21 protein-coding genes and 1 pseudogene are annotated in these 23,745 nt (G+C 69.2%); 15 read left to right on the forward strand and 7 right to left on the reverse strand.

Annotated elements, in window-relative coordinates:
* The first annotated feature begins 40 nt into the window (after positions 1-40).
* Positions 41-640: an adenylyl-sulfate kinase gene (cysC, locus tag MHA02_RS14235; RefSeq protein ID WP_147079742.1), complete on the forward strand. Its 600-nt coding sequence runs from the start codon at positions 41-43 to the stop codon at positions 638-640.
* 17 nt (positions 641-657) lie between these two features.
* Here cysC and aroB read toward each other — a convergent pair.
* Positions 658-2,414 (reverse strand): annotated as a pseudogene (gene aroB / locus MHA02_RS22985) (3-dehydroquinate synthase).
* 173 nt (positions 2,415-2,587) lie between these two features.
* Between aroB and MHA02_RS14250 the strand changes: the two are divergent.
* The 7 genes from MHA02_RS14250 (at position 2,588) to MHA02_RS14280 (ending at position 10,061) form a co-directional block, all read left to right on the forward strand.
* Positions 2,588-2,740 (forward strand): histidine kinase, encoded by a 153-nt coding sequence (locus MHA02_RS14250; protein ID WP_147079748.1) that lies wholly within the window; start codon positions 2,588-2,590, stop codon positions 2,738-2,740.
* 53 nt (positions 2,741-2,793) lie between these two features.
* Complete coding sequence (locus tag MHA02_RS14255; RefSeq protein WP_147079751.1) at positions 2,794-3,738, forward strand: site-specific tyrosine recombinase XerD; 945 nt, start codon at positions 2,794-2,796, stop codon at positions 3,736-3,738.
* Positions 3,739-3,853: 115 nt separating this feature from the next.
* Positions 3,854-4,618 carry a methyltransferase gene (locus tag MHA02_RS14260; protein WP_147079753.1) on the forward strand — a complete coding sequence of 255 codons (765 nt, stop codon included), beginning with the start codon at positions 3,854-3,856 and terminating at the stop codon, positions 4,616-4,618.
* A gap of 207 nt (positions 4,619-4,825) precedes the next feature.
* Positions 4,826-5,992, forward strand: a complete 1,167-nt coding sequence (locus tag MHA02_RS14265) for a GGDEF domain-containing protein (RefSeq protein WP_147079755.1) — start codon at positions 4,826-4,828, stop codon at positions 5,990-5,992.
* A gap of 265 nt (positions 5,993-6,257) precedes the next feature.
* Positions 6,258-8,567 carry an FdhF/YdeP family oxidoreductase gene (locus MHA02_RS14270; protein ID WP_147079757.1) on the forward strand — a complete coding sequence of 770 codons (2,310 nt, stop codon included), beginning with the start codon at positions 6,258-6,260 and terminating at the stop codon, positions 8,565-8,567.
* A complete protein-coding gene (locus MHA02_RS14275; protein WP_147079759.1) occupies positions 8,564-8,866 on the forward strand; it encodes a hypothetical protein in 303 nt (100 codons plus the stop codon). Before MHA02_RS14270 ends, MHA02_RS14275 begins: the two co-directional genes overlap by 4 nt.
* A gap of 109 nt (positions 8,867-8,975) precedes the next feature.
* The gene (locus MHA02_RS14280) at positions 8,976-10,061 is read left to right on the forward strand and encodes a L,D-transpeptidase family protein (RefSeq protein WP_147079761.1); all 1,086 of its coding nucleotides are present in this window, start codon (positions 8,976-8,978) and stop codon (positions 10,059-10,061) included.
* 312 nt (positions 10,062-10,373) lie between these two features.
* Here the strand turns inward: MHA02_RS14280 and MHA02_RS14285 are convergent, their stop codons facing one another.
* Both MHA02_RS14285 and MHA02_RS22445 read right to left on the reverse strand, forming a co-directional pair.
* Positions 10,374-13,007, reverse strand: a complete 2,634-nt coding sequence (locus MHA02_RS14285) for an FtsK/SpoIIIE family DNA translocase (protein ID WP_147079763.1) — start codon at positions 13,005-13,007, stop codon at positions 10,374-10,376.
* 93 nt (positions 13,008-13,100) lie between these two features.
* The gene (locus tag MHA02_RS22445; protein WP_210245069.1) at positions 13,101-13,322 is read right to left on the reverse strand and encodes a hypothetical protein; all 222 of its coding nucleotides are present in this window, start codon (positions 13,320-13,322) and stop codon (positions 13,101-13,103) included.
* Between the two features lie 186 nt (positions 13,323-13,508).
* On the opposite strand from MHA02_RS22445, the gene MHA02_RS14295 reads away from it, so the two are divergent.
* Entirely contained in the window at positions 13,509-14,879 is a 1,371-nt protein-coding gene (locus MHA02_RS14295; protein ID WP_147079850.1) for a homoserine dehydrogenase, read from the forward strand.
* A gap of 53 nt (positions 14,880-14,932) precedes the next feature.
* On the forward strand, positions 14,933-15,928 hold the full coding sequence (gene glpX, locus MHA02_RS14300) for a class II fructose-bisphosphatase (protein ID WP_147079765.1): 996 nt from the start codon (positions 14,933-14,935) through the stop codon (positions 15,926-15,928).
* A gap of 188 nt (positions 15,929-16,116) precedes the next feature.
* On the opposite strand, the gene MHA02_RS14305 is transcribed toward glpX, so the two are convergent.
* From MHA02_RS14305 to purE, 3 genes are all read right to left on the reverse strand, one after another.
* Entirely contained in the window at positions 16,117-16,977 is an 861-nt protein-coding gene (locus MHA02_RS14305; RefSeq protein WP_147079767.1) for a tetratricopeptide repeat protein, read from the reverse strand.
* 244 nt (positions 16,978-17,221) lie between these two features.
* Entirely contained in the window at positions 17,222-18,340 is a 1,119-nt protein-coding gene (locus MHA02_RS14310) for a 5-(carboxyamino)imidazole ribonucleotide synthase (RefSeq protein ID WP_147079769.1), read from the reverse strand.
* An 11-nt stretch (positions 18,341-18,351) separates the two neighbouring features.
* On the reverse strand, positions 18,352-18,849 hold the full coding sequence (gene purE / locus MHA02_RS14315; RefSeq protein WP_147079771.1) for a 5-(carboxyamino)imidazole ribonucleotide mutase: 498 nt from the start codon (positions 18,847-18,849) through the stop codon (positions 18,352-18,354).
* A 234-nt stretch (positions 18,850-19,083) separates the two neighbouring features.
* Between purE and MHA02_RS14320 the strand changes: the two genes are divergently transcribed.
* Positions 19,084-19,260: a DUF3606 domain-containing protein gene (locus tag MHA02_RS14320; protein ID WP_147079773.1), complete on the forward strand. Its 177-nt coding sequence runs from the start codon at positions 19,084-19,086 to the stop codon at positions 19,258-19,260.
* 61 nt (positions 19,261-19,321) lie between these two features.
* Here MHA02_RS14320 and MHA02_RS14325 read toward each other — a convergent pair whose 3' ends face one another.
* A complete protein-coding gene (locus MHA02_RS14325) occupies positions 19,322-19,540 on the reverse strand; it encodes a YdcH family protein (protein WP_238180168.1) in 219 nt (72 codons plus the stop codon).
* Positions 19,541-19,815: 275 nt separating this feature from the next.
* Here MHA02_RS14325 and MHA02_RS14330 point away from each other — a divergent pair, with 275 nt between their 5' ends.
* From MHA02_RS14330 to MHA02_RS14345, 4 genes are all read left to right on the forward strand, one after another.
* The gene (locus MHA02_RS14330; protein WP_147079777.1) at positions 19,816-19,998 is read left to right on the forward strand and encodes a YdcH family protein; all 183 of its coding nucleotides are present in this window, start codon (positions 19,816-19,818) and stop codon (positions 19,996-19,998) included.
* A gap of 167 nt (positions 19,999-20,165) precedes the next feature.
* Complete coding sequence (locus tag MHA02_RS14335) at positions 20,166-22,082, forward strand: propionyl-CoA synthetase (protein ID WP_147079779.1); 1,917 nt, start codon at positions 20,166-20,168, stop codon at positions 22,080-22,082.
* 78 nt (positions 22,083-22,160) lie between these two features.
* Complete coding sequence (locus tag MHA02_RS14340) at positions 22,161-22,550, forward strand: nuclear transport factor 2 family protein (RefSeq protein WP_147079781.1); 390 nt, start codon at positions 22,161-22,163, stop codon at positions 22,548-22,550.
* A gap of 69 nt (positions 22,551-22,619) precedes the next feature.
* Positions 22,620-23,738: an NADH:flavin oxidoreductase/NADH oxidase gene (locus MHA02_RS14345; protein WP_147079783.1), complete on the forward strand. Its 1,119-nt coding sequence runs from the start codon at positions 22,620-22,622 to the stop codon at positions 23,736-23,738.
* Positions 23,739-23,745 lie beyond the last annotated feature (7 nt).

The raw sequence follows: 23,745 nt of genomic DNA on the forward strand, positions 1-23,745 counted from the left end.
CGCGCCACGAACCGGCAGATCGTCGCCTTCAAGGACATCCGTGCCGAGCACCGATCTCAGATGTCAGGCGTTTCAGCCACGTGAGGCGCGCTGGTCGCTCCTCGGACAGAAGCCCGTGATCGCGTGGCTGACCGGCTTGTCCGGCTCGGGAAAGTCGACGATCGCGGACGCCGTCGATCGTGCGCTCGCCGCCGAGAAGCGTCACAGCATGGTGCTCGACGGCGACAATCTCCGTCTGGGTCTCAGCCGCGACCTCGGCTTCAGCGCTCGGGACCGCAACGAAAACATCCGCCGCGCTGCTGAGGTCGCCCGCCTCATGACCGAGACCGGTCTCATCGTGATCGTTTCGCTGATCTCGCCCTTCGTCGCGGAGCGCGCAGCGGCGCGGCGCGCGGCCGGCGATATCCCGTTCCTCGAAGTGTTCGTCGATACCCCGCTCGCGGTCTGCGAGGCGCGCGATCCGAAGGGGCTCTACGAGAAGGCCCGCGCCGGGAGCATCCCCGATTTCACCGGAATTTCCTCGCCCTACGAAGCTCCGCAGGCACCCGAGTTGCGCATCACGACCCGGGTCGAGACGGTGGCGGAATCGGCGCAGCCGCTGATCGTGGAATTGCTGCGGTTGTCGGCGATGCCGGCCTGACGCGAGCCGCTGAGACTTCAGCTGTCGCGCAACTCGTCGTCGAGGAAGGCGCGAACGTCGGCGGCGTCGATGCCCGGCGCGATGAAGCTCCGGCCGATCCCGCGGGCGAGGATGAAGGTCAGTCGCCCATCGCGCACCTTCTTGTCCTGGGCCATGGCGTCGAGGAGCGCCGTCGCGTCGCCGCAGCCGCCCGGCACTTGGCTCAGCCGTGTCGGCAGGCCGGCGAGCGCCAGGTGGTTGGCGACGCGGCCGGCATCCTGACCCGGGCAGAGGGCGAGCCGTGCCGAGAACCGGAAGGCGAGGGCCAGCCCGATCGCGACGCCCTCGCCGTGGACGAGCCGGGCCGAGTCGTAGCCCGTCAGGCGCTCCAGAGCGTGACCGAAAGTATGTCCGAGGTTGAGCAGGGCGCGTTCGCCGTCCTCGCGCTCGTCGCGCACCACCACGCCGGCCTTGGAGCGGCAGCAGATCGCCACCGCCTCGTCCCGCTCCGGGCCGCCGGAGAAGATGCCGGCCCAGTTCGCCTCGCACCAGTCGAAGAAGCCGGCATCGTTGATCAGGCCGTATTTCGCGACCTCGGCGTAGCCGGCCCGCATCTCGCGTGTCGACAGGGTATCGAGGGCGCCGGTATCGGCCAGCACGAGGCGTGGCTGATGGAACGCGCCGATCAGGTTCTTGCCGAACGGCGAATTGATGCCGGTCTTGCCGCCGACGGAGGAATCGACCTGGGCGAGAAGACTGGTCGGCGCTTGGACGAAGCGTACCCCGCGCCGGAGCGAGGCCGCGGCGAAGCCGGCGAGGTCGCCGACGACACCGCCGCCGAGGGCCACCACGAGATCACCGCGCTCGATCCTGTGCCCGAGCAGGCCGTCGCAGACCTGCGCGAAGGTCGCGTAGCTCTTCGAGGCCTCCCCCGGCGTGACGCTGACGAGGCCGGCGCGCAGCCCGGCCGCCTCAAGCGATGCCTGGACGCGCTCGGCATAGAGGCTGGCGACGGTGTCGTCCGTAACGATGGCCGCCGCCCGGCCGCCGAGCGCCGCGATCCGCGCACCCGCTTCTTCGAGCAGGCCGCGGCCGATGACGATGTCGTAATCCCGGCCCCGGTCGAGGGGCACGTGGACGGTCAGGCGTTCGCTCATGCTCTCAACTCGTTGGCCGGCGTGCTCTATTGCGCGGCGACGCCGTGGACGGGCGGGTTCAGGCAGACGTCGAGGGCTTCCAGCACGTCCTGCACCACGCGATCGTGCGAGACATCGAGGGACAGGACGACGACGTCGGCCTGCCCGTAGACCGGGTGACGCACGGCCATCAGCTCGCGCATCGTCGCCTCGGGGTCGGCCGTCTGGAGCAGCGGCCGCGTGTTGCGCTTCTTCACCCGCCGCATCAGCACGTCGAGCTCGGCCCGGAGCCAGACCGACACGGCGCTCTCCGCGATCCGCGCGCGGGTGGCTTCCCGCATGAACGCGCCGCCGCCGGTGGCGAGCACCATCGGCCCCTGGCGCAGCAGCCGGGAGATCACGCGCTCCTCGCCCTCGCGAAAGCTCGCCTCGCCGTAGATGGCGAAAAGATCGGTGATGGTGAGGTTCGCGGCGGCCTCGATCTCGGAATCCGCGTCCTTGAACATCAGGCCGAGCCGGCTGCCGAGCCGCCGCCCGACCGTGCTCTTGCCGGCGCCCATCAGGCCGACGAGCACGATGGAGCGCGCGCCGAGGGCGCGGCGGATGCGCGCCTCGATCGGGTCGTGGGAATCTGAGCCCGTGGCCTCGGGGTCGGTCATTCGGCGGTCATAGACGGTTTTCGAGAGCGGGCGAAGCGCTTCGCCAAGCTCCGCTGTGGCTTCCCGGACCTTGCCTTCCCGGGCGACGCATGGGACCAGAACCCTCCGGTCCGACACGCGCATCCGGTCCCACCGCGCGCGATGATTGAGTTCGCCCGAGAGGTTCGCGCGCCGTGCCGTCCCTGTTCCGCTTTCTCGCGATTTTGGCCATCCTCGCCGGGGCCGTTTTCGCCGCGATCTTCGCCCTCGCGACCTTCGTCGAGCCGACGCAGCGCGAGATGAGCGTGGCCATCCCGAATTCGAAGCTCCAGCCGGGCGGCAAGTGAGCCCGAGCCGTCCGGGAGCGTCACGGCAGGGCCGGCGCCCGGCGACGGCTCCGATGCCGACCGTTGGGACGGAGCGTGCCCGGGAAGCGCTTCCGGCGGATGCCGCTCAGCCGTATCTCGACATGCTGGCGGCCGAGCGCGGCGCCGCCGCCAACACGCTCGCCGCCTATCGGCGCGATCTCGACGACTATCTCCGGTATCTTGCGGACGGGGGCGTCGATCCGGCCGAGGCCGAGGCCGCGACGGTCCGCGCCTACATCGCCGGTCTCGAACCGCGCGGTCTGAAGGCGTCCTCCTCCGCCCGCCGGCTTTCCTGCATCCGCGGTTTCCACAAGTTCCTGTACGCAGAAGGCTGTTCGGAGTCCGACCCGAGCGCGCCGGTCGCCGGTCCGCGCCGGGCTCGGACCCTGCCGAAGGTGCTCTCGATCGCCGAGGTCGACGGACTGCTCGCGGTGGCCCGCGAGCGGGTCGCAGCCGCCGAGAACCGTACGGATGCGGCGCGCGCCAAAAAGATGCTCTGCCTGCTGGAGCTGCTCTACGCCACCGGCCTGCGCGTCTCGGAGTTGATCGCGCTGCCGCGCTCCGCGGCTTCGACCCGCGAACGCTTCCTCGTAGTAAAGGGCAAAGGCGGCCGCGAGCGGCTGGTGCCGCTGACGGAGGTTGCCCGCGAGGCGATGCGCGAGCATCTCGCCCATGTGCCGGGGGAGGGACCCTGGCTGTTTCCGGCCGACAGCGAGAGCGGGCATCTCACCCGGCAGGCCTTCGCCCGCGATCTCAAGGTTGCGGGCGCCGCAGCCGGCATCCGCGAGGACCGGATCTCGCCGCACGTGCTGCGCCACGCCTTCGCCAGCCACCTGCTGCGCAACGGCGCCGACCTGCGCATCGTGCAGGAGCTGCTCGGTCACGCCGACATCTCGACTACGCAGATCTACACCCACGTCCTCGACGACCGCCTCAAGGGTATGGTCCGCGACCTGCACCCGCTGAACGACGACTGATCGGTGGCCGAACGGATCTCCGCCGGCGGCCGGCTCGTGTGTCACCGCCGCCCGGAGCTTGAGCGGAGTGCCCGGCCGCGATAGGCCGGCGCCAGCCACCGCACCCCGAAGAGACATGACCGCGTGGAAGCGGGCCGTCGCGCAGGCCTTCGATCGCGCGCAGGGATACGACCGCGCCGCCGGCATCCAGGCGAGCGTGGCCGCGCGTCTCGCCGCGACCGTGGCCGAGGAGCCGCTCGCCTCGTCGCCCCGAACGCTCGAGATCGGCTGCGGCACCGGACTGCTGACCGAGGCCCTGCGGGCGAGCATCACCGTCGGACCGATGCTCGTCACCGACATCGCTCCGGCGATGCTGGCGCGCTGCCGTGCCCGGATCGGCACATCGAGCGGCGTCCACTTCGCGGTGATGGACGGTGAGCGACCCGGCCTCGTGCCCGGCTTCGATCTCGTCGTGTCGAGCCTCGCCGCACAATGGTTCGTCGATCTGGAGCGTGGGCTCGATCGGCTTGCCGGGCTGCTGCGGCCGGGCGGCCTCCTCGCCGTCACGACGCTCGCCGCCGGAACGTTTCGCGAGTGGGGCGAGGCCGGGGGCGGACGCGCGGCGACACCGGCCTATCCGAACCTCGAAGCCCTGCGGAGCCTGCGTTTCGGCGGGTGCACCGCCGAAATCCGGCTTGATCTGTTGCGGGAGGCCCATGCCGACGGCGCCGCGTTCCTGCGTGCGCTCCGAACGATCGGCGCCCAGACACCGGCCGATCAAGCCGCGATCCTCTCGCCCGGAGCCCTGAGGCGAGCGCTGCGGGCCTTCGATGCGCAGGGCGCCAGCGTCACCTATGCCGTCGCCACCTGCTTGGTTCGCCGGGCCGACCGGTTCGCCTGATAGACCGACGGACGGATGCTATCGCCGGCGAGCGGGCCTCAAACCCATACGACGGCTCGATTTTCGATATCGACTTCGGCCGATGCCTCGGTGCGTGTTGCGCTTTCGCCAATCTCAAGTTGCGTAAACCCAATCTTCGCGGTTGGGGAGCAACAATCGCGGCGACGCACCGTCTGCGGTCGTCGAGCAACGGACAGGCCGCGCTGGATGCGCCTCGACACACCGACTCTCTTCCTGATGACGGTGGTCGTCACCTTCATGGTTGGCGTCCTCTTCCTGCTGTCGTGGGGGCAGGCCCGCCGCACGCGGGCGCTTGCGATTTGGGGCGTCGCCCATCTCGGCGGAGCCGGTGCCTCGGCCCTGCTCTGCCTGCGCAACACGATCCCCGACAGCCTTTCGGTCGGGCTCGGCAACGCGATGATGCTGGGAGCCTACGGCCTGATCTGGAGCGGGGTCCGCGCATTCGAAGGCCGAAAGCCGGCCTACCTCATGGCTTTGTCCGGCGGTGCGCTTTGGGCCATGGCCTGTCTGGTGCCGGCCTTCTACGGCTCGCTCGCGATGCGCATCATGCTCGCTTCCGCAGTCGCCGGGCTGTTCTGCGCGCTCTGTGCCGCGGAGATCTGGCGCGGTCGCCACGAGCCCCTGGCCTCGCGCTGGTCGGCCATCGTGCTCATGGCGGCCTATGCACTGCTCTACTGGGTGCGGGTGCCGCTTGCTGCGCTCGCGCCGCTGCCGGCGGCGACACGCTCGCAGGATTCCCCCTGGCTCGCCGTCCTGTGCTTTGCCGGCGTGCTGTTCACCGTGGCCATCGCCTTCGTTTTCATGGCGTTGACCAAGGAGCGGGCCGAGCTCAAGCAGCGCCTTGCCGCCGAGACCGACTCCCTGACCGGACTCGCCAACCGCCGCGCCTTCGTCGGCCGTACGCAGGCCCATCTCGCCGGCCGGACCCGGCCGGTGGCCTTGATCCTGTTCGATCTCGATTACTTCAAGGCGATCAACGACACCTACGGCCACGCCGTCGGCGACGGCGTGCTGGTCGCCTTCGGCCACGCGGCCAACGCCGTCCTGCCCAAGGGCGCCCTGCTCGGCCGCATGGGCGGCGAGGAGTTCGCCTGCGTGCTCGTCGGCGGCGATGCCGAGGACGCCACGCGAGCCGCCGAGCAGGTCCGCGCCACCATCGGAAGGATTGCGCTCGCTGCCTATCCGCGCCTCAGGATCCGCGTCAGTGCCGGCGTCGCCGCAACCCGGCCCGGCGAAACCGGCTGCTTCGACGACCTGATGCGCCGAGCCGATTCGGCGCTCTACGGGGCGAAGGATGCCGGGCGCGACCGCGTGGTCACGGCAGCGGCGATGCCGGAGGCTTTGGCGGCCTGAGCCGCCGGCAAAAGGTTGCGTGCGGTGAATGCCAATCTCGCCCGCGTCTCGGCTTTGGTATCGTCGAATTATTCCAAAAACGACTGTCTCAGGCGAGATACTGCCTCATCCATGCATTTTCGGCATGGGTATCCCCTCATCGAGCCGAAATCATTTCGCAGGTGCGAACTGCTAGGTTTGCTCGTGCCTGCCGCCCTTACGCGCCACGATGCGGAGACGGGCCGGCGGGCGAGACGATTTCTCCGACATCCGCGATCGGACCTCCATGAACCGCACCGAAACGAGCCCCAAGCGCTCTTCCGCCGCCGGTGGATGGGGCGCGTTGAAGAGCTGCGGCAAGCATCTGCTGAAGAGCCGCGCCCCGCTCTCAGGGGCCCGGGCGCTACTCGGCGCCAACCAGCCGGACGGGTTCGATTGTCCGGGCTGCGCCTGGGGAGACCCGGCCCACGGTTCGTCCTTCGAGTTCTGCGAGAACGGCGTGAAGGCCGTCTCCTGGGAAGCCACCGACAAGCGCACGCCGCCGAAGTTTTTTGCGAAACACACCGTCACCGAACTTCGGAAATGGACGGATTATGCGCTCGAAGGCGAAGGCCGGCTGACGCATCCGATGCGCTACGACGCGGCCAGCGACCGCTACGTCGCCGTTACCTGGGACGAGGCCTTTGCCGAGATCGGCGTGACGCTCAACGGCCTCGACCACCCCGACCGGGCCGAGTTCTACACCTCGGGTCGCGCCTCGAACGAGGCGGCCTACCTCTACCAGCTCTTCGCGCGCCACTACGGCACCAACAACTTCCCCGACTGCTCGAACATGTGCCACGAGGCCAGCGGCATCGGGCTCGTCGACGCCATCGGCATCGGCAAGGGCACGGTGCTGCTCGAGGATTTCGAGAAGGCGGACGCGATCTTCGTGGTCGGCCAGAACCCCGGCACCAACCATCCGCGCATGCTGGCGGATCTGCGCCGCGCCGCCGAGCGCGGCGCTCAGGTGGTGGCGTTCAATCCGGTGCGCGAGCGCGGGCTCGAGCGCTTCGCCGATCCGCAGAACAGCGTCGAGATGCTGCGCGGCGCCAGCCGGCCGATCGCGAGCCACTATTTCCAGCCGCGCCTGGGCGGCGACATGGCCGCCTTCCGCGGCATCGCCAAGGTCGTCTTTTCGCGGGACGACATCGAGCTCGCCGCCGGCCGGCCTTCGCTCCTCGACCGCGCCTTCCTGCGCCGCCAGACCTCGGATTTCGAGGCCTACCGCGCTGCCGTCGACGCGACAGCCTGGGAGGCGATCCTCGACCAGTCCGGCCTGACCCGCGAGCAGATCGAGACCGCGGCCGACGTCTATCTCGGCGCCGACAAGGTCATCGCGACCTGGGCAATGGGCGTGACCCAGCATCGCCACTCCGTCGCGACGGTACGCGAGATCGCCAACGTCATGTTCTTGCGCGGCAACATCGGGAGACCCGGAACGGGCCTCTGCCCGGTGCGCGGCCATTCGAACGTGCAGGGCGACCGCACCGTCGGCATCAACGAGAAGCCGCCGGCCGCCTTCCTCGATGCGCTCGACCGCGAATTCGGCTTCACGTCGCCCCGCCGGCACGGCCACAACGTGCTCGCCGCCATCGGCGCGATGCTCGACGGCTCGTCGAAGGCCTTCATCGGGCTCGGCGGCAACTTCGCCCGCGCCACGCCGGACACGGCGCTGGTCGCCAAGGCGCTGGCCTCCTGCGAGCTCACCGTCCACATCGCGACGAAGCTCAACCACTCGCACCTGCTGCCGGGCCGCGTCTCCTACCTGCTGCCCTGCATCGGCCGCACCGAGATCGACCGGAACACGAAGGGCAAGGTCCAGATCGTGACCGTCGAGGATTCGATGAGCATGGTCCACGGCTCGGGCGGCATCAACAAGCCGGCCTCCCCCGAACTGCGCTCCGAGATCGGCATCATCGCCGGCATGGCCGCGGCCACCGTCGGCTCCGCTCACGTCGACTGGGCCGCGCTCGCCGACGACTACGACGGCATCCGCGACCTCATCGAGAAGACCATTCCCGGCTTCACCGGCTTCAACCTGCGGGTCCGCCGCCCGCGCGGCTTCATGCTGCGCAACCTCGCCGCCGAGCGCGTCTTCGAGACCGCCAGCGGCAAGGCCGACTTCGCCTCGGGGCCGCTGCCGCTGGCCACGGAGCACCAGCGGGCGGCCGGCACCGCGGACACCTTCGTGCTCCAGACTTTTCGGAGTCACGACCAGTACAACACCACGATCTATGGCCTCGACGACCGTTATCGCGGCGTCTATGGCGAGCGCCGCGTGGTGTTCGCGCATCCCGACGACTGCGCGACATTGCGGGCGCGTGCGGGCGATCGCGTGGACATCGTCCGGGCCGGTGACGGTGCTGAAGAGAGCGTCGCCGAGGATTTTCGCCTCGTGCCGTTCGACATGCCGCGCGGAAGCCTCGCCGGATACTATCCCGAGCTGAACGTTCTGGTGCCGCTGTCGAGCTTCGGCGAGCTCTCGGACACGCCCACCTCGAAATCGGTGCTGGTGAAGATCCGCGCCCGATCCGCCGCCGCCCAGGCCGCATGAGCGAGCCGCCCGCCGACGCCGAGACCTTCCTGGCCGCCACGGACACCATCGCGGCCCTGCGGTCCGACCTGTCGACGTTGGAGGCCGGCCTGCTTGCCGCCCTCTCTCTGGACCTCGCCGCCGACAGCCGGAGCTTCGCCCGCGTCTTCGGCGTCGAACACGCCCTGGTCCTGCGCGCGGTCGATGCGCTGACGGATTTCGGCCTGTTGACCGTGACGGGCCGCGATCGGCGTACCCAACGCACCCGCTACACGGTGAGCGCCTCCGGGCAGGACGTGCTGACTGGGCTCGCCTCCTGATGCGTCGGCGCGGCATCGCGTCTCTCGGCTGAGCCGGAACGCTGGGCCCATTCCGCCACTTGGCTGGAGCGAACCGCACGTGGCGGCTGCCGCCGAGGATCTGGAACCGATGCGCGTACGATGGTTGGCCTTGGCGCTATGCGCCGGGACCCTGGGGGTGGCTGCACTTCCGCGGCCCGCCGCAGCCCGCGCGCGGAGCAGCGAAAAGCCCGACGCGGCGCCGGCCCTCACCGAAGAGGCGATCAACGGCGCGACGTTTACGATGCCTCCGCAGGAGGCCTCGAAGAAGTCGGGTCAGGGCGGCAAGCCGTCGTCGGAACGGCCCGATCCGCTGATGATCAAGGTACAGGTGCTGCTCGACCGGGCTCGGTTCTCGCCCGGTGCCATCGACGGGCGGCACGGCGACAACACCCGCCGGGCGATCGCAGCCTATGCGAAGGCGCAGGGGCTGCCGGCGACGGACAGCCTCGATCGGGCGCTCGTCGAGAAGCTCCAGGCGTCCTCATCGGATCCAGTGGTGACTGCGTACACGATTACCGAGGCCGACGTGAAAGGCCCGTTCATACGCGTCCCGCCGAAGCTCGAAGCGCAGGCCGCGCTGAAGGCGATGACCTACACCAACCCCCGCGAGATGTTCGCCGAGCGCTTTCACATGCAGCGCGACCTGCTCGCGGCGATGAACCCAGGTAAGCCGCTCGACCGGCCGGGGACGGTCATCATGGTCGCGGCGGTGGCGCCGTTCGAAACCGGCGCAGTCAAAGGTGCGCCCGTCGCACCGAGGGTGACGCGGATCGAGGTCGACAAGGGAAACCGGCGCGTGCGTGCCTACGGCGATGGCGGCGCGCTCGTCGGCGACTACCCGGCCTCGATCGGCAGCGAGGAGAAGCCCGCTCCGTCGGGATCGACCAAAGCCACGCGCGCCACTTTCGACCCCTGGTACCGCTACAACCCGAAATACCGTTTCAAGGGGGTGAGCGCCCGCCATCCCTTTTCGATTCGACCCGGGCCGAACAACCCTGTCGGGGTGGTCTGGATCGATCTGGCGATCCCCTCATACGGCATCCACGGCACGCCGGAGCCGGAGAATATCGGAAAGACCAATTCGCACGGTTGCATCCGCCTGACGAATTGGGACGCCCGTGACCTCGGGAGCCACGTGGAGAAAAACGCGACCGTGGAATTCCTGGAGAAATAGGCCGTCCGGTCGCTCGTCGAGGGGGCGCCGGATCGATGTCGACGCGTGCGTCGGCGGGGCGAGGCAACGACCGAGGGCCGGCTCAGCCGGACCGTTGGCTGTTACAGCCCGCACGGGATGCCGGCTCCGCCTGACGCGCGTTCGGAGGCCGTGGCGCGAGCTCAGCCCTTATTTTGAGTGCAGCAAACCAGGGCCGACCAACTCACGTTTCGAGTGCGACCCTGGGCTAATTCGCGGCGCTCGCAGAGAAGAAGGCTCCGGAGCGATCGGCCAAGAACGGGACGAGAGAGCCGAAATCCCCCGCCGTCGATATCAGTCGTGGCCCTCGGCCTCGACCAGGATTTCGCGCTTGCCGGCGTGGTTCGCCTGGCCGACGAGGCCCTCGGTCTCCATGCGCTCCATCAGCGACGCGGCACGGTTGTAGCCGATCTGCAGGCGGCGCTGGATGTAGGAGGTCGAGGCCTTCTTGTCGCGCAACACGACGGCGACGGCCTGATCGTAGAGATCGCCGCCCTCGGCACCGAACTGGCCGGCATCGAAGACCGGACCGTCGTCGACCGCGCCCGGCGCGCCGGCCGGGATCTCGGCCTCGTCCGCCGTCACGGCGTCGAGATAGGACGGCCGGCCCTGGCGCTTGAGATGGGCGACCACGCTCTCGACCTCCGAATCCGAGCAGAACGGGCCGTGGACGCGGGTGGTTCGTCCGCCGCCGGCCATGAACAGCATGTCGCCCTGGCCCAAGAGCTGCTCGGCGCCCATCTCGCCGAGGATCGTGCGGCTGTCGATCTTCGAGGTGACCTGGAAGGACATCCGGGTCGGGAAGTTCGCCTTGATCGTGCCGGTGATGACGTCGACCGACGGGCGCTGCGTCGCCATGATCAGGTGGATGCCGGCGGCGCGGGCCATCTGGGCGAGCCGCTGGATGGCACCTTCGATGTCCTTGCCGGCAACCATCATCAGGTCCGCCATCTCGTCGACGACGATGACGATGTATGGCAGCGGGTTGAGGTCCATGACCTCGTCCTCGTAGACGGCCTCGCCGGTCTGCCGGTCGAAGCCCGTCTGCACGGTGCGGGTCATGGTCTCGCCGCGGTCGCGCGCCTCGGTGAGGCGGGCGTTGAACCCGTCGATGTTGCGCACACCGACCTTCGACATCTTCTTGTAGCGCTCCTCCATCTCGCGCACGGCCCACTTCAAGGCGATGACCGCCTTCTTGGGGTCCGTCACGACGGGGGAGAGCAGGTGCGGGATGCCGTCGTAGACAGAGAGTTCCAGCATCTTCGGGTCGACCATGATCAGGCGGCATTCCTCCGGCTTCAGCCGGTAGAGCAGCGACAGGATCATCGTGTTGATCGCCACCGACTTGCCCGAGCCGGTGGTGCCGGCGACGAGCAGGTGGGGCATCCGGGCGAGGTCGGCGATGATCGGCTCGCCGCCGATGTTCTTGCCGAGGCAGAGCGCCAGCCGGTGCTTGGTCTCGACGAAATCGCTCGAGGCCAGCAGCTCGCGCAGAAAGACCGTCTCGCGCTTGGCATTCGGAAGCTCGATGCCGATGGCGTTGCGGCCGGGCACCACCGCGACGCGGGCCGAGATCGCCGACATCGAGCGGGCGATGTCGTCGGCGAGCGAGATCACGCGGCTCGACTTGGTGCCGGGCGCCGGCTCCAGCTCGTAGAGCGTCACCACGGGGCCGGGGCGAACGGCCAGAATGTCGCCGCGCACGCCGAAATCCGAGAGCGTCGCCTCCAGCAGGGTGGCATTCTGTTCCAAGGCGTCGCTGGACACCTCCGAGCCGGGCGCCGGAGGACGCGGCTGCGTCAGGAGTTCGAGGGCGGGATGATGATACTCGCTGGGCTCGCCGCGCGGCATCGGCCGCTGGCTCGCCGGTGCCGCGGGCGGCAACGGGGCGGAAACGCGGGCGCGCTGAACGGGCGCGGGTTCCGCGAGATCCTCGTCCTCGTCGTCCGGTAGCGGAGCGCTCATCGGCATGCGCCGGGAAACCGTCTCCGGCCGCGCCGCCACGATGCGGCGATCGGCATCGTCTCCGGCATCCTGGCCGCCATCGTCGAAGACCGGCTCGCGCCGCGTCTCCGATCCCCGAGCGAGCCGCTCCTGCGCCTGGGGCGCCCAGGGCGGGTCGTCGGCGAAGGCGCGCTGGGCCGCCAGCGCTCCGGGCGAGGTTCCGGCATAGGCGAGATCGTCGGGCTGCTGCCGGGCCGTCCAGCCGGCGATGCGGGCGCGCAAAGCCCGGCGGCCGTTCATGACGCCCTGCGCCAGGGCGCCGAGCGACAGGATGCCGAGGCTCGGCTCGTCGGCGTCGTGACGATGCTGGCGGTCGTTCGCGTAGACCGGCTCGTCGTATTCGGCCTCGTCGTCGCCGGCTCCGGCGCGGCAGGCTCCCGTCAGGCTGAGGATCGCAACGGCCGCGTAGAGAAAGCCGACGAGGGCGGCGGCGGGCCCGGCCACCGCGCCGACGACCAGCCGCGCCACCGACAGCAGCGCATCGCCGGCCACGCCGCCGAGCCCGGTCGGCAGCGGCCAGCTCGCGGTCGGAGGCAGGGCGCTCGCCACGGCGCTGGCGGCGAGGAAGCCGATCACCCACAAGGCGAGCCGGAGCCCGCCGCGCGGCAGGTCGTGCTCGCGCATCAGACGCACGCCCCACAACACCGGTGGCAAGGCGAAGGCGAGGGCGCCGAGCCCCAGCAGCTGCATCGCCAGATCGGAGACGACCGCACCGGGACGGCCGAGCACGTTGTGCGCCGCGCGTTCGGTGGCATGGTTCAGGCTCGGGTCGTCGATCGACCACGTCGCCAGCGCCACGATCGTGGCCACCGCGCCGGCAAAGAGGATGAAGCCGCCACACTCCGTCAGACGCTTCGCCATGAACGGACGGAAGCTGTCGACGAAGGTGTCGTACGGCGATGCAGAACGGCGGAGCGAGCGCATGCGGGACCGGACGGAGAGAGAAACGTTTCGCTAAGGCTAGCCCGGCCCAGTTAACGGCCGTTTAAGCCTCACCCCAGGCGGGCCGCTGCGATTTCAAGGCGTTAAACGCCTGTGGATTGGCGCTTCGGGTGCGGCCGCAGCGTCAGGGCTGCGTTTGAAACGCATCGGTTCGGCCGGCGTCTTGTCCCGGAGCCGATCGAATTGCTCGGCTTCGGCGTCGGTCAACCCACCGGCTTCACGAGCGATCGACGTCAGCAGCGATCCGATCCCCGACCCTCCCTCGGGTTTGGAGGCGTCTTCGAGAGTAGGGTGCATCGCGGCCTCCGCAAATCCACCGCCGCAATCATAACAAATGCCGCTGATCAGCGCGCGAATCTTGGTGTCCCGTCCGGCGCTCCGAGCCCTGCCTTCCCGCCGCGCCCGCTTTCCATACCAGCCCCGGTCGCGTTACAGCGCGTGATCCCTCGACCGTGCGATTGCCGCCCGACTCGGAATCTGATGATGAGCCTGATCGACCGCATCCTTTCGCCGCGCTCGTCCTCGCGTGACGGTGCGCGGACGCTCCGCGTCGGCATCGCCGGGCTCGGCACCGTCGGCGCCGCGGTCGTGCGGATGATCGAGCGGCGGTCCGCGGCGCTGGCCGCTGCCACCGGCTGCACGGTCCGCGTCACAGCCGTGTCGGCCCGCGACGCAAAGCGGGATCGGGGGATCGACCTGTCCGGATTCACCTGGTTCGACGATCCGGTCGCCCTCGCACGCTCGGAGGAGGTCGATTGCGTGGTCGAGCTCGTCGGCGGGTCCGAGGGTGCGGCCAAGGAGATCGTCGAGGCGGCGCTGGCCGTCGGCAAGCATGTCGTCACCGCCAACAAGGCCCTGCTCGCCCATCATGGCAATGCGCTCGCCAAGATGGCCGAGGCACGCGGGGTCTCGCTGGCCTACGAGGCCTCGGTGGCCGGCGGCATTCCGGTGATCAAGGCGATCCGCGAGGGGCTCGCCGGCAATGCTGTCAGCCGCGTCTACGGGATCATGAACGGCACCTGCAATTACATCCTCAGCCGGATGGAGGCGGAAGGGCTGACCTTCGAGGCCTGCCTCAAGGACGCGCAGGCGCTCGGCTACGCCGAGGCCGATCCGACCTTCGACGTCGAGGGTTTCGACACCGCGCACAAGCTCGCGATCCTCACGAGCCTGGTCTTCGGCGTCGAGATCGACGTGGAGGGCGTCTCGGTGGAGGGTATCTCGGCGATCCAGCCCCTCGACCTGACCATGGCCGACGAGCTCGGCTACCGCATCAAGCTGCTGGGCGTCGCACAGGCCACCGAGGCCGGTATCGAACAGCGCGTCCATCCGACCATGGTCCCGAAGGCGACCGCCATCGCGCAAGTCATGGGCGTGACCAACGCCGTGACGATCGATGCCGATGCGGTCGGCGAACTGACCCTGATCGGTCCCGGTGCCGGCGGCGATGCCACGGCGTCGGCCGTCGTCGCCGACATCGCCGACGTGGCGGCCGGGCTGGTGCGCCCGACCTTCGGCAAGCCCGTCGCGCGCCTCGCCGCGCCCCGCCGGGTCGAGATGCAGCGCCACGAGGGCGGCTACTACGTCCGCCTGACCGTCCACGACCGCACCGGCGTCGCGGCCGGCGTGGCCACCCGGATGGCCGAGCGCGAGATCTCGATCGAGAGCATCGTGCAGCGCCGCTCGGCCAAGGCGGCCTCCATTGATCCGCACGGCCTCTCGCGCCAGCCGGTGCCGCTGGTGCTGATCACCTACGCGGCGACCGAGGGCAACATCCGCGCGGCCCTTGACGCCATCGCCGCGGACGGGCTGCTGGCAGAGGCGCCGCAGCTGATCCGGATCGAGCGCGAATAGGGGCCGGACCGCGGACGCGGCGGCCCCACAGAAACGACGGGGACGAGACGACGATGCCCTTGGCCGATACCGGGATCTTCAGCGACCGCTCCGCGCGGGGCCTGACGCTGGAACTCGTGCGCGTGACCGAGCGCGCCGCCATCGCGGCGGCGCAGCTGCGCGGCCAGGGCAAGGAGCGCGAGGCCGATCAGGCCGCCGTCGACGCCATGCGCGAGGAGTTGATGGCGTTGCCCATCGTCGGCACCGTGGTGATCGGCGAGGGCGAGCGCGACGAGGCGCCGATGCTCTACATCGGCGAGGAACTCGGCACCGGCCAGGGACCCGAGGTCGACATCGCCGTCGATCCCCTCGAAGGTACGACGCTCTGCGCCAAGGACATGCCAGGCGCTATCGCCGTGATGGCCCTCGCCGAGAAAGGCACGCTGCTGGCGGCCCCCGACGTCTATATGCAGAAGATCGCAATCGGCCCCGGCTACCCTCTGGGCACGATCGACCTCGACCGCAGCCCCGCCGAGAACATCGCAGCGCTCGCCAAGGCCAAGGGCGTCGAGCCCTCGGCGCTCACCGCGATCATCCTCGACCGCCCGCGCCACATCGACCTGATCGCGGCGGTGCGCGCCACGGGCGCCGGCATCCGCCTGATTTCGGACGGTGACATCGCCGCCATCATCCACGTGACGAAGCCGGAGGAGACCGGCGTCGACATCTATCTCGGCTCCGGCGCCGCGCCGGAAGGCGTGATCGCCGCGAGCGCGCTCTGCTGCATCGGCGGCCAGATGCAGGGGCGGCTGATCCTCGACAGCGCCGACAAGCGGGCCCGCGCCGCCAAGATGGGCATCACCGATCCGAACCGGAAATACGACATGCACGACATGGCCCGCGGCGACGTGATCGTCGCGGCCACCGGCGTGACCGACGGTGCGCTGCTCGCCGGCGTGCGCTTCAAGCCGGGCATGATCGAGACCGAGACGGTGGTCTACCGCTCGAACACCGGCACGGTCCGCCGCATCGCCTGCGAGCACAGGCGGCCGGAGTTGATGAACGGCTGAGGGTTCGCGTCCCATCTGCCGTCATTGCGAGCGCAGCGAAGCAACCCAGGGCTACATCCCGAACGGGTGTGTTTGCTGCTCTGGATTGCTTCGCTGCGCTCGCAATGACGGCGTGGATCGAGGCCAAACGAAAAGGGCAGCGGATGATCCGCTGCCCTTTTCGTATCTCCACCGATTCGATCGGCGTCTCAGAAGATCCCGCCCGACAGGCGGCTCGTACCCTGCTTGGCGATCGGGTTGTTCGGGTCGAGCTGGGCGGCCTGGGTGTAGCTCTCCCGGGCCTCCTTCTTGCGGTTCGTCTTCTCGTAGGCGAGGCCGCGATAGGCCCAGGAATTGGCGTCCTTCGAGTTGACGTTGAGGGCCGCGTTGTAGTCCTCAATCGCCTTGTCGTATTGGTTCGTGGCGATCAGGCTCTGGCCGCGGGCGGCGTAGGGCGCGGCGACGAAGGGGTTCCGGTCGATGGCGGCGGCGAAGTCGCCGATGGCCTCGGCGTCGTGCCCCTGCTTCTGCCGGACGAGGCCGCGGGCGTGATACGCCTCGGCGGATTCGGGCGCGAGGCGGATTGCGCTGTTCAGGTCGTTGATGGCACCGCCGAGATCGCCCTGGGCGCGTTCGAGGTTGGCGCGGCCGATATAGGCGGCGGCGAAGTTCGGATCGTTGCCGATCGCCTTCGAGAAGTCCTGTAGGGCGGCGTCGTTGCGGCCGGTCTGGCGGTACGCCAGTGCCCGGTTGTTGTAGGCCGAGCCGGAGTTCGGATCGAGCTGGATGGCTTTCGAGAAGTCGTTGATGGCGTCGCTATACTGGCCCGAGCGGGCATAGGCCGCGCCGCGGGTCACGTAGGCGCCGGCGTCGCCCGGGTTGCGGGAGATCACGTCGCTCAGCGAATTGATGTTGACGTTCGTGGCGCCGGTGGTGTCGGCGGCTTCGAGCACCGCGTATTGGCGCGGCGAGCCGGCGCTGTAGGTCTCGCAACCGCCGAGGGCGGCTGCGGTCAGCGCCAGCGCGCTCAAGATACCAACATGGTGCGTCCGCAGCTTCATGGACGTCATCGACCCGCTCCCCCTCGGCCCGTTCGCGCTCGGTGCGCGAGGCCGACCCTGTCTACGATCCCGTCGCGCGCTCGACGTCTTGTCCGAGTGTCCGGCACGTTCGCCGAATGCGGTGAACGCACGCTTAAGACGGCGCGACTTTGCCGCTGAAGCCTTCTCATGTGGCGAAGGTGTGGCCCCACCCGCCGGAGGGGCGGAACAGGGCTCGTGGAGGTGCCGATCGGGCCGCCCTGTTGCGCCGGGGCTACGAATCCCGGCGGCGGATCAGCCGGGTGACGTGGCCCATCTTGCGGCCGGGGCGGGCGTCCCCCTTGCCGTAGAGGTGGAGATGGGCGCCGGGCTCGGCGAGGATCTTCGGCCAGTCGTCCACCGTGTCGCCGATGAGGTTTCGCATCTCGACGTCGAGGCCGCCGACGCGCGACGCGTCGCCGAGCGGCCAGCCGCAGACGGCCCGGACGCTCTGGGCGAACTGCGAGGTCGTCGCGCCCTCGATGGTCCAGTGCCCGGAATTGTGGACGCGGGGTGCGATCTCGTTGACGACGAGCCGGGCCGCACCGGCCGGGCCGGCAACCTCGAACAGCTCGACGGCGAGGACACCGACATAATCGAGCGCCTCGGCGATTTTTTTCGCGATGGCGATCGCCGCATCGGACGTCGCGCGGGCGAGCCCCGGCGCGGGGACGCGGGTGAGGGCGAGGATGTGATCCGCGTGCTCGTTGGCGCAGGGGTCGTAGGCGGCGAAGGCGCCGTCCGTGCCGCGTGCGGCGACGACCGAGATCTCGCGCTCGAACGGCACGAAGCCTTCGAGAATGCAGGGCGCGCCGCCGAATTCCGCCAAGAGCGCCGCCGCGTCGTCCCCGTCGCGGATCATGCGCTGGCCCTTGCCGTCGTAGCCGAAGCGTCGGGTTTTGAGGACGGCGGGGCGGCCGAGGGCGTCGAGGGCGTCGGCGAGATCCTCTGCCGTATCGACGGCCTGGAACGGCGCGGTCGGGATGCCGAGGCCGTTGACGAAGCGCTTCTCGGCGAGGCGGTCCTGCGTCGTCAGCAGGGCACGCGGGTTCGGATGGAGCGTGGCGTGCTGTGCCAGGATCTCGGCGGTGGCATGCGGGATGTTCTCGAATTCGTAGGTGACCACGTCGACGCTGTCGGCGAAGGCGGCGAGCGCTTGCGGATCCTCGTAGGGCGCTACCGTCTTCGCAGCGGCGACGTCGAAGGCCGGGCTGTCGGCGTCGGGCGCGTAGACGTGGACCTTGAGCCCGTAATTCGCTGCGGCGAGCGCGATCATGCGGCCGAGCTGGCCGCCTCCGAGAATGCCGATGGTACCGCCGGGCCGAACCGGCCCTGCCTTTTTCGAGTTCGTCATGACGTCAGCTTTTATTTGGCGGTCGTGTCGGGCCGCTCGGTGACGGCTTCGGTCTGGCGGGCGCGCCAGGCATCGAGCCGGCCGGCCAGCGCTTCGTCGGTCAGCGCCAGCACGGCGGCGGCGAGGAGCGCCGCGTTGATGGCGCCCGCGCGGCCGATCGCCAGGGTTCCGACGGGAATGCCGGCGGGCATCTGGACGATGGAGAGCAGGCTGTCCTGGCCCGAGAGCGCCTTCGATTCCACCGGCACGCCGAAGACCGGCAGCGGCGTCATCGCCGCCGTCATGCCGGGCAGGTGCGCAGCGCCCCCGGCGCCGGCGATCACCACCTTGAAGCCGGCTTCGCGCGCGCCCTTGGCGAAGGCGACGAGCCGGTCCGGCGTGCGATGCGCCGAGACGATGCGCGCGTCATAGGCGAGCCCGAGCGCGTCCAGGGTCTCGGCGGCATGCCGCATGGTCGCCCAGTCCGACTGGCTTCCCATGATGATCGCGACCGGGGCCGATCCCGTCATCCTCGTCACTTCCGCTTTCTCGAAACGGACCGGCGAAGGGCGCCAGGGTCCTTGCGCCGAATACAGGCGGCATGGCCAACCGGCAAGGCTCGGACCGCGCCGCGCACCGTCGGCAAAGAATTTCGGGAAAGGTCGAGAAACACGGCTCCGGTGCGGGAGCCCGAAAGGAGAGGGCGCGTTGTCAGCGAAACGGAGCTCTTCCGGTCGATCCCCTCGAACTCTGACGGAACCGACATGTCCACCGTGGCCGCCACCTCCTCGACCGCCAGCAACACCCATATCGACGTCTACGACCACGCCAGCCGGGCCCGCTGGGCCGAACTTCTCGGCGTATCCGACGAGCGCCTGCGCAAGGCTGTCCGCATCGTCGGCACCCGCGTCTCCAGCGTGAGTGCCTATCTGGCGAAGTAAAAAACGGCACCGCCGGCCGATGAGGGCGCGCGCCGCCACGACGCGCCCTTTTTCTTTGATATCAGGCGATGATGTCGGGGTGGATCTGGTCCTCGAGATGGGCGATCCGGTCCCGCAGGAAGAGCTTGCGCTTCTTGAGCCGCTGGATCTGCAACTGATCGCCGGCAATGCCGAGCTTCAGCGCCTCGATCGCACCGTCGAGGTCGCGGTGCTCGTCCTTGAGGCGGCTCAGCTCGGATGCGAGATCCGTCGCCGCGTCGCCCGTGTCGTTGTCTCCTATCGCCACGCGCACATCCCGCTGGTGCCCCCTGTCGAAAACCATGCGTCATGGTCTCGTTCCGGGCAAGGCGGCAGAGCTTGGCGCGGGCGACGGTCCACCCCGATCTTCCGCCCGGACGGCCGATCGTTCCACCCTCGAAAATCTCCGCCACGATTGTGGAAAAGCGGCGGCATTTCGATGACGAAATCGAGAGCTTGACACGGGAAGGGCTTCGACAGCCGGCTCATCGTGTGCCACGATGCCCGAGTCGGTAACGATGACAGGAGAGACGACTCATGTCCTTGGACACGCATTTGAGCCAGCTCGCTCGCAAGCACGATGCCTTGGAGCGGGAACTGCACGACGCGATGCAGTCACCTTCGATCGATGACCTCCACATCGCCGAGCTCAAGCGCAAGAAGCTCCACCTCAAGGACGAGATCAACCGTCTCCGGGACGACGGGGACACCCTCCACTGACATCCACGACGGCCGGATCGTTCCGGTCGCGTGTCTCGATACCCTGACGCATTCGCCGCCGCCCCGAACCTCCGGTGCGGCGGTTGTTTTTTGGAGTGTCCGCCGCCGCTTCGTGAGATGATGCGGCGATGCCGGCGAGGACCGGCGGCCCGACACCGAGGAACGCCATGACGAGTGCTGCAGCCGGATATGCCGCCGTGCACGCGGCCTCGATCGCCGATCCGGAAGGTTTCTGGCTGGACGCCGCGCGGGCGATCGATTGGGACACCGCCCCGCAGAGGGCCTTCGATCCGCAGGCGGGCGTCTACGGCCGCTGGTTTCCGGATGCCCGGCTCAACGCCTGCTTCAACGCCGTCGACCGTCACGTCGAGAACGGCCGCGCCGATCAGGCTGCGATCATCTACGACTCGCCCGTCACCGGCACCAAGCTGACGATCACCTATCGCGAGCTGCGCGACGAGGTGGCGGCGCTGGCAGCCGTCCTCGCCGGATTCGGTGTCGGCCGGGGCGACCGCGTGGTGATCTATATGCCGATGGTGCCGGAGGCGCTGTTCGGCATGCTGGCCTGCGCCCGGCTCGGTGCGATCCATTCGGTCGTGTTCGGCGGTTTCGCCGCCAACGAACTCGCCGCGCGCATCGAAGATGCATCACCGAAAGCGATTCTGGCTGCGTCCTGCGGCATCGAGCCGACGCGGACCGTCGCCTACAAGCCGCTGCTCGACGCGGCCGTCGCGCGCTCGAGCCATAAGCCCGACGCCTGCCTGATCCTGCAGCGCCCGCAGGCCGTGGCCGACCTCACGCTTGGCCGCGACCACGACTGGGCGGAGACGGTCGCCACGGCGAAGGCCGAGGGTCGCACGGCCGCGCCGGTGGCGATGGCCGCGACCGACCCGCTCTACATCCTCTACACCTCCGGCACGACGGGAAAGCCGAAGGGCGTGGTGCGCGATACCGGCGGCTACTGCGTGGCGCTCGCTTGGTCGATGACGAACCTCTACGGGGTGGCGCCCGGCGAAGTCTATTTCTGCGCCTCCGATATCGGCTGGGTCGTTGGGCATTCCTACATCGTCTATGCGCCGCTGCTGCACGGCTGCACGACGGTGCTCTACGAGGGCAAGCCGGTGGGCACGCCCGATGCCGGCGCGTTCTGGCGGGTCGTGGCCGAGCACGGCGTGGTCACGCTGTTCACCGCACCGACGGCACTGCGTGCGATCAAGAAGGACGACCCGCGCGCGGCCAAGATCGCCGATTACGATCTGTCGGGCTTCCGCGCCCTGTTCCTCGCCGGCGAGCGGGCCGACCCCGATTCCGTGGCCTGGGCCGAGACGGCGTTGGGCAAGCCCGTCATCGACCATTGGTGGCAGACGGAGACGGGCTGGGCCATCGCCGGCAACCCGATCGGCATCGAAAAACTTCCCGTGAAGTACGGATCCACGGCGCTGCCGATGCCGGGCTACGACCTCCACGTCCTCGACGAGGCCGGCAAGCCGGTGCCGGCGGACAGCATGGGCACCATCGCCCTGAAGCTGCCGCTGCCGCCGGGCTGCCTGCCGACCCTGTGGGGATCCGACGATCGCTTCCGGTCGAGCTACCTCGCGACCTTCGCCGGCTATTACGACACCTCCGATGCCGGCATCCGGGACGCCGACGGCTACGTCACCGTGCTCGGGCGGACCGACGACATCATCAACGTCGCCGGCCACCGCCTCTCGACCGGCGGCATGGAGGCCGTCCTCGCCGCCCATCCCGACGTCGCCGAATGTGCCGTGATCGGCATCCGCGATACGCTGAAAGGCGAGGCGCCCTGCGGCTTCGTCGTTCTGAAATCCGGTGTTTCCAAAGAGCCGGCCGCGATCGAGCGGGAGCTGGTCGCCCGCGTCCGCGACGAGATCGGCCCCGTCGCCGCCTTCAAGCTGGCGCTCACGGTCGAACGGCTGCCGAAGACGCGCTCGGGCAAGATCCTGCGCGCGACGATGAAGGCCATCGCCGATGGGCAAAGCTACACCACGCCGCCGACGATCGAGGACCCGGCCGTGCTGGAGGAAATCGGCGAGAGCTTGAAGACCCGCGGGATCGGCGCCTGATCCCGTTGCGATATCTGTATCCGGCGACGGCGTGATAGTGTCGTGCCGCAAGATGCGAGGTCATCCGGAGGATATTCCATGCTCGATCGTGCCGCGGTCGAAGCCTTCCTCGACCGGATGCGCCGGGCGCGCATCGCGGGGGACTGCGATGCGCTGCTGGAGCTGTTCGACGACGACGCGGTCTTCACCGTCGTCGGCCTCGGACCCGGCGCGCGCGGCAAGGATGCCATCCGGACTGCGCTCAACGGCTTGATCGAGCAGTTCGAGTTCGTCGCATGGACACCGATCGAGATCGTCGTGAACGGTGACGAGATCGCCGTGCGTCACCGTCTCGAGGCACGGCACACTGCGACGGGCCGGACGGCCGAGACGGAGACCTCCGAGTTCCTGTCGATGAAGGACGGCCGCTGCCGGTCGCTCACGCAGTATACGGATACCGCCCTCGTGGCCGTGCTGACGGCTCTCTGACGCCGCCGCTCGCCTGGAATCCGCCTGGGGCTGTGCCACATAGCGTCCGAGTCACGCCCAGGAGAAACCATGGCCCCCCGCTTGTTCGAGCCGCTGCGTCTCGACGACCTCGACCTCGACAACCGCATCCTGATCGCGCCGATGTGCCAGTACTCGGCCCGCGCCGGCGAAGCGACCGACTGGCACATGATGCATCTCGGTCAACTCGCGATGTCGGGCGCTGGCCTGCTCACGCTGGAGGCCACCGCGGTCTCGCCCGAGGCCCGCATCACCGACTGGGATCTCGGGCTCTATTCGGACGGCTGTGAACGGGCGCTCAGTCGTGTGCTCGGCGCGATCCGGGAATATGCGCCGGCGCCGGTCTGCATCCAGATCGCCCATGCCGGCCGCAAGGCAGCGAGCGATGCCCCGTGGGCCGGCGGTGCGCAGATCGCGCCCGACTCGCCCCACGGCTGGCGCACCGAGGCGCCCTCGGCGATCCCGCACGGCGAGGACGAGGTGCCCCCCCATGCCCTCGACACCGCCGACCTCAAGCGCATCCGCAACGACTTCGTCGCGACCGCGAAGCGCGCGATGCGCCTCGGCATCGAGGCGGTGGAACTGCACGGTGCGCACGGCTACCTGCTGCACCAGTTCCTCTCGCCGCTCTCGAACCGGCGCACGGATGCCTATGGCGGCAGCCTGGAGAACCGCATGCGGTTCCCGCTGGAGGTGTTCGACGCCGTCCGCGAGGTCGTGCCGGCGGGCAAGCCGGTCTGGATGCGCGTTTCGGCGACGGACTGGGTCGAGGACGGCTGGAGCCTCGACGAGACGGTGGCGTTCGCCCAGGCGCTCAAGGCGCACGGGGCGGCCGCGATCCACGTCTCCAGCGGCGGTCTCTCGAACCAACAGAAGATCGCTCTCGGGCCGGGCTACCAGGTGCCCTTCGCCGAGCGGATCAAGGCGGAGACCGGCCTTGCCACCATCGCCGTCGGCCTCATCACCGAGCCGCGTCAGGCCGAGGAAATTCTCACGGCTGGCCGGGCCGACGCGATCTCGCTCGCCCGTGCCATGCTCTACGATCCCCGCTGGCCCTGGCACGCCGCCGCCGAACTCGGCGCGCAGGTGCGTGCACCGAAGCAGTACTGGCGCTGTCAGCCGCGCGCGTTGAAGGACCTGTTCAAGGATACGCAGTTCGGCCAGCGCTGACACCGGT

This window comes from Methylobacterium haplocladii, assembly GCF_007992175.1.
Lineage (GTDB): Bacteria > Pseudomonadota > Alphaproteobacteria > Rhizobiales > Beijerinckiaceae > Methylobacterium > Methylobacterium haplocladii.

Bases quoted from the DNA above. Each gene is read 5' to 3' on its own strand.
- MHA02_RS14255 (WP_147079751.1), top strand. From the start codon at position 2,794: ATGCCGACCGTTGGGACGGAGCGTGCCCGGGAAGCGCTTCCGGCGGAT.
- MHA02_RS14260 (WP_147079753.1), top strand. From the start codon at position 3,854: ATGACCGCGTGGAAGCGGGCCGTCGCGCAGGCCTTCGATCGCGCGCAG.
- MHA02_RS14265 (WP_147079755.1), top strand. From the start codon at position 4,826: ATGCGCCTCGACACACCGACTCTCTTCCTGATGACGGTGGTCGTCACC.
- MHA02_RS14270 (WP_147079757.1), top strand. From the start codon at position 6,258: ATGAACCGCACCGAAACGAGCCCCAAGCGCTCTTCCGCCGCCGGTGGA.
- MHA02_RS14275 (WP_147079759.1), top strand. From the start codon at position 8,564: ATGAGCGAGCCGCCCGCCGACGCCGAGACCTTCCTGGCCGCCACGGAC.
- MHA02_RS14280 (WP_147079761.1), top strand. From the start codon at position 8,976: ATGCGCGTACGATGGTTGGCCTTGGCGCTATGCGCCGGGACCCTGGGG.
- MHA02_RS14285 (WP_147079763.1), bottom strand. From the start codon at position 13,007: ATGCGCTCGCTCCGCCGTTCTGCATCGCCGTACGACACCTTCGTCGAC.
- MHA02_RS22445 (WP_210245069.1), bottom strand. From the start codon at position 13,322: ATGCACCCTACTCTCGAAGACGCCTCCAAACCCGAGGGAGGGTCGGGG.
- MHA02_RS14295 (WP_147079850.1), top strand. From the start codon at position 13,509: ATGAGCCTGATCGACCGCATCCTTTCGCCGCGCTCGTCCTCGCGTGAC.
- glpX (WP_147079765.1), top strand. From the start codon at position 14,933: ATGCCCTTGGCCGATACCGGGATCTTCAGCGACCGCTCCGCGCGGGGC.
- MHA02_RS14305 (WP_147079767.1), bottom strand. From the start codon at position 16,977: ATGACGTCCATGAAGCTGCGGACGCACCATGTTGGTATCTTGAGCGCG.
- MHA02_RS14310 (WP_147079769.1), bottom strand. From the start codon at position 18,340: ATGACGAACTCGAAAAAGGCAGGGCCGGTTCGGCCCGGCGGTACCATC.
- purE (WP_147079771.1), bottom strand. From the start codon at position 18,849: ATGACGGGATCGGCCCCGGTCGCGATCATCATGGGAAGCCAGTCGGAC.
- MHA02_RS14320 (WP_147079773.1), top strand. From the start codon at position 19,084: ATGTCCACCGTGGCCGCCACCTCCTCGACCGCCAGCAACACCCATATC.
- MHA02_RS14330 (WP_147079777.1), top strand. From the start codon at position 19,816: ATGTCCTTGGACACGCATTTGAGCCAGCTCGCTCGCAAGCACGATGCC.
- MHA02_RS14335 (WP_147079779.1), top strand. From the start codon at position 20,166: ATGACGAGTGCTGCAGCCGGATATGCCGCCGTGCACGCGGCCTCGATC.
- MHA02_RS14340 (WP_147079781.1), top strand. From the start codon at position 22,161: ATGCTCGATCGTGCCGCGGTCGAAGCCTTCCTCGACCGGATGCGCCGG.
- MHA02_RS14345 (WP_147079783.1), top strand. From the start codon at position 22,620: ATGGCCCCCCGCTTGTTCGAGCCGCTGCGTCTCGACGACCTCGACCTC.